9 protein-coding genes are annotated in these 6,215 nt (G+C 31.9%); 8 read left to right on the top strand and 1 reads right to left on the bottom strand.

Annotated features, from left to right (window positions below; genetic code table 11):
• On the bottom strand, positions 1-505 hold a 505-nt coding region (locus tag HNR52_RS11870; protein ID WP_435620689.1), incomplete at its 3' end, for a UPF0236 family transposase-like protein.
• A 775-nt stretch (positions 506-1,280) separates the two neighbouring features.
• Here HNR52_RS11870 and HNR52_RS11865 point away from each other — a divergent pair.
• From HNR52_RS11865 to HNR52_RS11830, 8 genes are all read left to right on the top strand, one after another.
• Positions 1,281-1,700 (top strand): GNAT family N-acetyltransferase, encoded by a 420-nt coding sequence (locus HNR52_RS11865; RefSeq protein ID WP_435620688.1) that lies wholly within the window; start codon positions 1,281-1,283, stop codon positions 1,698-1,700.
• A 229-nt stretch (positions 1,701-1,929) separates the two neighbouring features.
• Positions 1,930-2,130 (top strand): helix-turn-helix transcriptional regulator, encoded by a 201-nt coding sequence (locus tag HNR52_RS11860; protein WP_013787205.1) that lies wholly within the window; start codon positions 1,930-1,932, stop codon positions 2,128-2,130.
• Positions 2,130-2,555, top strand: coding sequence for a hypothetical protein (locus tag HNR52_RS11855; protein ID WP_435620687.1), 426 nt, complete (start codon positions 2,130-2,132; stop codon positions 2,553-2,555). Before HNR52_RS11860 ends, HNR52_RS11855 begins: the two co-directional genes overlap by 1 nt.
• A 110-nt stretch (positions 2,556-2,665) precedes the next feature.
• Entirely contained in the window at positions 2,666-3,130 is a 465-nt protein-coding gene (locus tag HNR52_RS11850; RefSeq protein ID WP_013787208.1) for a pyridoxamine 5'-phosphate oxidase family protein, read from the top strand.
• Positions 3,131-3,268: 138 nt separating this feature from the next.
• A complete protein-coding gene (locus tag HNR52_RS11845; RefSeq protein ID WP_230197622.1) occupies positions 3,269-3,604 on the top strand; it encodes an NUDIX domain-containing protein in 336 nt (111 codons plus the stop codon).
• 247 nt (positions 3,605-3,851) lie between these two features.
• A complete protein-coding gene (locus HNR52_RS11840; RefSeq protein ID WP_435620686.1) occupies positions 3,852-4,964 on the top strand; it encodes a GNAT family N-acetyltransferase in 1,113 nt (370 codons plus the stop codon).
• A 307-nt stretch (positions 4,965-5,271) separates the two neighbouring features.
• Positions 5,272-5,679, top strand: coding sequence for a GNAT family N-acetyltransferase (locus tag HNR52_RS11835; RefSeq protein WP_435620685.1), 408 nt, complete (start codon positions 5,272-5,274; stop codon positions 5,677-5,679).
• A 21-nt stretch (positions 5,680-5,700) separates the two neighbouring features.
• On the top strand, positions 5,701-6,090 hold the full coding sequence (locus tag HNR52_RS11830) for a GNAT family N-acetyltransferase (protein ID WP_435620684.1): 390 nt from the start codon (positions 5,701-5,703) through the stop codon (positions 6,088-6,090).
• Positions 6,091-6,215: the final 125 nt, after the last annotated feature.

Here is a 6,215-nt window from a genome sequence, read left to right as displayed (position 1 = left end):
CATATGTTTGAAGGTTGTCTATTTTTCTTAATGTGTTCATTACTGTTTGCCGGCTTACATTGCAGTTAGCTCCATTCCTTTTAAGTTCCTGAGTGATTTTTTGATATGAGAGTATTGTAGAAAGATCCGTTATATCAGCTTTAAGCTCAGCATCTATTCTTTCATATTTTTGGATGCCAGCAGCTTTATCTACAAGATATGCCTTCTCTCCTGTTTCTTTGTTTTTATAGTATCGTCTTTTGTATGTGATATCTCCAAATGCAGTTGTTATTGTCCTTTCACAATCTTTTTGGACTACCACCCAGTTTTTTCTTTTAGTTTTTTCTTTATATATGCTTTGATCAAGTTCATGAAGTACATCTGCACAAATCTCTTTTCCTAATTCATTTAGAATTTTTTTAAGTTCTTCTTCAAATTCCAAATAGGTATATTTTCCATCAAGTAATCCAATAATTTTTTCTACAACAAGCAGGAATTTTTGAAGTGTATGTTGAATTATTTTCATAAGACCTCACCTTCCTATTTATTTTCTAACTCATCCTCTTGGGAGGATGGTGAGGTCTTATTTCTACATTTCATCGCTATTTTCCTGCTTTTTCACCTAAAAAAATTTTACACTAAGAAAAGTTTCTCATTAATTTTACAAAATACATGTTCATAATACAATGGTGCCCAACTGTTTGAAAGCCTTTCAAATACTCGTTTATCCATCCAGAATTCACTAGTAAACATTTTTTGTTGTAAATGATCTTTATTTTCTTTAAACATATATTTAACCTCTTATCACAATGTATTATATTCTAATTATACCTTATTATGGTTCTAAATTCCATGTTTTTTGACTTTTTGCAGTGGAATCATAGTTATTAATTGATAAAGCAAAGGAAAGTAAGCAAATAAATAAAATTATAGCGATTATAGACCCCAATAACATTGCTTCCAGGAAAATATTAATTAAGAATGGATTTACCACACATATGATATGCGAAATGGATGGATTGCCTGGAGAAATATTAAGCATGAAAATCTAGATGATATCGTCAAAAACTCCTGCAATGAAAAAGCAAGTCCTTCAACGGAGCAGGAAAGTCGAAGCAAAAAACGACATCTGTTAAATAAAAATCAAGGGTATGAGTCGAATTTAGTGACAAAACTTTTGACAATACTATGTTGTAGGAGGGGCTAAAGCATGAGTGAATTAATCGATACAAAGATTGAAAAGTTTAAATTAAGATTTGCGGAAAAAAGATGTGGCATTAGTCTTAAGCTTTATCAAAGAGTTGGCTGAATATGAAAATATGTTGCATGAGGTTGTGGCGACGGAGAAATTATTGAAAGAATCATTGTTTGACCGTAAAGCCGCAGAAGTTATTATCGGTGAGTATGAGGATAAACCTGTAGGATTTGCATTATTCTTTTATAATTTTTCCACTTTTTTAAGGCGGCCGGGGATATACTTAGAAGATCTGTATATAAAGCCTGAGATGAGAGGCAAAGGACTTGATAAAATAATGCTGTCATTTTTGGCAAAGCTTGCTGTAGAAAGAAATTGTGGCAGACTTGAATGGAGCTGCCCTGATTGGAATGAACCATCTATTAAATTTTATAAACGGTTAGGAGTAGTTCCAATGGATGAGTGGACTGTGTATAGAGTAAATGACAAAACCTTGGCTGATTTGGCAAAAAGCTTTGATGATTAAGTTAAAATTTGTGATGCGTTTTAGTTGGGAATATTGTTTCCGTCAATAAGTTTTTATGGAACAGGGAAGTCGTGAGAAAAACGATGGAATTACTTTTTTGTTTATACATGTGAATAAAACATGAAGAAGTTATTTTTTATTTAAGTATGTAAAGTTAACTTGACATTTGGCAAATGAATCGATAAATAGAAATGTAAAGTAAACCTTCCATAAAAGGGAGTGATAATTTTTGAAAAACAGGCTGGAAGAAATACGAAAGCAGCGTGGTATTAGGCAGGAAGAACTTGCTGATGCGTTAAAAGTATCAAGACAAACGATAAGTTCTCTTGAGAATGGGCGATATAATCCATCAATCATATTGGCATTTAAGATAGCTCGATATTTTGATATGCGGATTGAAGATATTTTTATTTATGAGGAGGAAGAATAATGACTAATAGAAGATTGTTATTTATATTTATGTTGGTAGTAGGGCTGTTATTATTGCTTTTGGGAGGTTTTGTATTCACATCAAAAGAATTAAAAATGGTTTCCAGCTTGTGTATTGGTTTTGGCACTGCAATATCTGTATTAGGGATTGGCAATTTGTTGGGCTCTTTTATGGTATCAGCAGTGGAAGATAAAAGAATAAAACAATTAATAGAGATAGAGATAAATGATGAACGTAATACAAGAATCAGAGAAAAGGTTGGTTATATGACAAGCAAAATTATGAATTATGTGATTTTAGTTTTGGTTATGGCATTAGGATTTATGAATGCCGATAAAAAGATTTTATTCATGGTTGCTTCACTACTTTTAATAGAATTTGCATTGGTTATATTCTTTTCAAATTATTTTTCAAAGAGAATGTAAAAAATGAGCTATAATTTCATTCTCTTTAATTTTTTTATTTAGATTTTTTATAATAAAGTTTAGTGTATAATGGTAAAAGAATACTATTTAATTATGGGGGAAAGCAGAAAATGTTTAAAGAAATGAGAAGAAAAGATAGATCTATTGATGACGAACAGGCTATTGAACTGTTAAGAAAAGGACAATATGGAGTGTTATCTACAGTAGGTGAAAATGGATATGCCTATGGAGTTCCTCTAAACTACATATACCATGAAGGAAACATTTATTTTCATTGTGCTGCTGAAGGAAGCAAGCTGGACAATATTGTTTATAACAATAAAGTTTCTTTTTGTGTGGTTGGCAATACTGAACCAATACCTGATAAGTTTAGTTATAGGTATGAGAGTGTAATAGTGTTTGGACGTGCGGTGGAAGTATATGATAAGGAAAAGGAGGATGCATTGGTTGCGCTAATTCAAAAATACTCTGGCGAGTTTATGGAGAAAGGGATGGAATACATACGAAAGAGTGACATTAAGGCAAAAGTCATTAAAATTAATATCGACCATTTGACGGGAAAGGCAGGGAAGTAACGGTTGATTAAATGAGAGATACACTGTTTAGCCAAATTTATTTTCTTTAAAAATAATTATACGTGGGCGGGGGTTATTGTGTATCCTAATTATCGAATTTCCGTTGAAATTATTTTGTTGCATGAGGGAAAGGTTCTATTGACAAAACGTGCAGGACATTGTAGGGTTGCTCCGAATGTTTGGAATGTTCCTGCCGGGAAAGTAAAATATGACGAAATTCCCACTCAAGGCCTGTATCGAGAGGCAAAAGAGGAAATTAATTTGGATATAGAATTGTTGGAGGAGCTATCAGTTAGGAATCTAAAAAGTAAAAGTGGAGATGAAGATATATACAGGGTTGTGTTTACATATCTTGTTAAACCTAAAAACGATGATATTTCTTCACTCAAATTGAATGATGAACATTCCGAGTTAGCTTGGATTACAAAAGAAGAACTCAATAATCCAAGATATGAAACGCTCACACTGATATAAGAAATATTCTTTTAACAAAAGTGTTTAAGTAAAGATAAAATTTTTATTTAGTGATAATAGTTTTAAATATGCTGCTATAGATGAAGAAATCAATTCAAACTAATTGCCATAATTAAATTTACGCGAAAAAATTTCCTAAAAATTGACTCACGAAATACGAGTTAAAAGTAGGAAATATAGGGATTAATTTTATTTAAGGGAGTATATAAAAAGTTCAAGAAAAGTAAAATGAGATTGGGGTATAAATATGGAGATAAAGTTTTACAAGATATGTGAAGTAAGCAATACTCAGCTTAATTTTGCTGTTATATTTGCTACTTATAAAGGAAAATGGATATTTGTAAGGCATGAGGACAGAAATACGTGGCAAGTTCCTGGCGGTCACAGAGAAAAGAATGAAGATATTAATGTAACTGCTTCGAGGGAGTTGTTTGAGGAAACAGGGGCATTAAATTACGAGATTGAGCCCGTATGTGATTACTCTGTTACCATAGATGGGATAACTACATTTGGGAGATTGTTTTATGCAAAAGTAGATGAAATGGGACCTTTGCCACATAGTGAGATATGCGAAGTAAGCTTTTTTAAAATGATGCCAGATTATCTTACTTATGCGGATATACAGCCTATTCTTTTAAGGAAGGTATTAGATTTTTTAAGTGGCAAGATATTAAAACTGCTTGAAAAAGACAAAACAAGAAATATTAATATCATCAACTTTATTAGAAATTATCCTATTTATACCTTTGAAACAGTTGGAGATTCAGTACTTGTTAGAGGAAGAAGCGATGAAGATTGGGTTTATATTAGCAGTAAATCCTATGATGAGTTCTTCAAACTTATTTACGTATTGGATGGAGATGACAAATGTTTTGCAGCCATTGAGGACTGGATGCTCCCACATATTGCGAAAAATAGGAAAATAAAGTCACGACTGACCAGTATGAAACTAGTCTATGATTCTAATGTACCACTGCCGACCGTAAAATCACATGTTGTTGACTTATCAATTGCAGATGCTCCATATATATTCGAGAATTCCAAGTATAAAGAGTATATATCAGTTGAATATATTGAAGATAGGATAAAAAATGGCATTGGTCTTGGCATCGAAGATGAAAAATTAGTGGCATGGGCGATTACACATGATGATGGAGCTATAGGTTTTTTGAATGTATTGAAAAATTACAGAAGGAAAGGATATGGCATGGATGTAACTGTTGCAATGATAAAGAGGCTTCTGGAACTTGGTCAACTGCCATTTGTACATATTGAAGAAGATAATGTAAAGTCTATGAACCTGGCATTAAAAGCAGGATTTAGAAAGGATAGGAGGGTACATTGGATAAAATTAAATTAGGATTGGGTGCTTCATGAATTTCAAAAAAGACATTTTTGATCTTAAATTGCAATATTAAATGCAATACCCAAAAAAAGTCATATGACGATTATTTGGAATTATAAAAGAATACAAAGATATTGTATTTGCTTATGATGGAATAACTATAGAAGTGTAGATTAAATTTTATGGATGATTAATTGAAATAAATATACAAAATGGTTGACAGAGCACAGAAAGGATGTAATGAATATGCACATTAAACCAATATCGATTGATGATCGCCAACGCATAAATGATTTTATAAAATCGCTGGTCTTCAACTGAAATGGTCGTTCGCGGTGAAATAGTCGATATGACAAAATTAGAAGGCTTTATTGCGTATGAAAATGATGAAATTATTGGGTTAGTGACATATAGGATTAAGGATAGTGAATGTGAAATCATGTCTTTAGACAGTTTGAAGGAAAATCAGGGCATTGGAACTACTCTTTTAAATAAGATCATTGAAGAGGCAATCAATAAAAAATGTACAAAAATAAAATTGATTACTACAAATGACAATATCAACGCAATTCGTTTTTATCAAAAACGCGGATTTGATATGATTAAAATACATCACAATGCTGTTGATGTTGCGAGAAAATTAAAGCCGTCGATACCAATATTAGGTGATTTTGGCATATCAATCAAACATGAGATTGAGTTTGAAATGGATTTAAGTAAAAAATCATAAAGAAGAACGGAGAAGCTATATATGGAAAAGGTCTATGAAACAGAAAGATTGGTGTTAAGAGTACTGGATAAGACTTATGCGGAATTAGTATTAGATTACTATTTGAGAAATAGGACTTTTTTACAAGAGTGGGAACCTTTAAGAGATGAGATGTTTTACACAAAGGAGTATCAGCAGGAAAATCTGAAGAAGGAATTGACAGGCATCGAAAATAAAGATTTGCTTAGACTGTGGATATTTAAAAAGAATGATGACAGCAAAATAATCGGCACAATATGTTTTAACAACATCGTAAAAGGCGCATTCTTATCATGTCATTTGTGGTACAAATTAGACAAAGATGAAATCAAAAATGGGTATACTACTGAAGCGGTTAAAAGAGGAATTGATATAATTTTTAATGATCTATAGATGAGAAAAATTGATAACAAATATTACCATAATAGATACACTACGCCTATGCTAACTGTAGTTCTTCTAAAATTTCATCAATAGGTACTTTATTATTAGCTCGCTCATACAGCCATTGAACACGC

The sequence above is a fragment of the Thermoanaerobacterium thermosulfurigenes genome, from assembly GCF_051201035.1.
GTDB classification, from domain to species: domain Bacteria; phylum Bacillota; class Thermoanaerobacteria; order Thermoanaerobacterales; family Thermoanaerobacteraceae; genus Thermoanaerobacterium; species Thermoanaerobacterium thermosulfurigenes.
The sequence above is the reverse complement of the archived record's forward strand: the minus strand, read 5'-3'. Positions and strand labels throughout refer to the sequence as shown.

Excerpts from the sequence above, each read along its gene's own strand:
- HNR52_RS11855 (WP_435620687.1), top strand. The coding sequence starts at position 2,130 with ATGACTAATAGAAGATTGTTATTTATATTTATGTTGGTAGTAGGGCTG.
- HNR52_RS11850 (WP_013787208.1), top strand. The coding sequence starts at position 2,666 with ATGTTTAAAGAAATGAGAAGAAAAGATAGATCTATTGATGACGAACAG.
- HNR52_RS11840 (WP_435620686.1), top strand. The coding sequence starts at position 3,852 with ATGGAGATAAAGTTTTACAAGATATGTGAAGTAAGCAATACTCAGCTT.
- HNR52_RS11835 (WP_435620685.1), top strand. The coding sequence starts at position 5,272 with ATGGTCGTTCGCGGTGAAATAGTCGATATGACAAAATTAGAAGGCTTT.
- HNR52_RS11830 (WP_435620684.1), top strand. The coding sequence starts at position 5,701 with ATGGAAAAGGTCTATGAAACAGAAAGATTGGTGTTAAGAGTACTGGAT.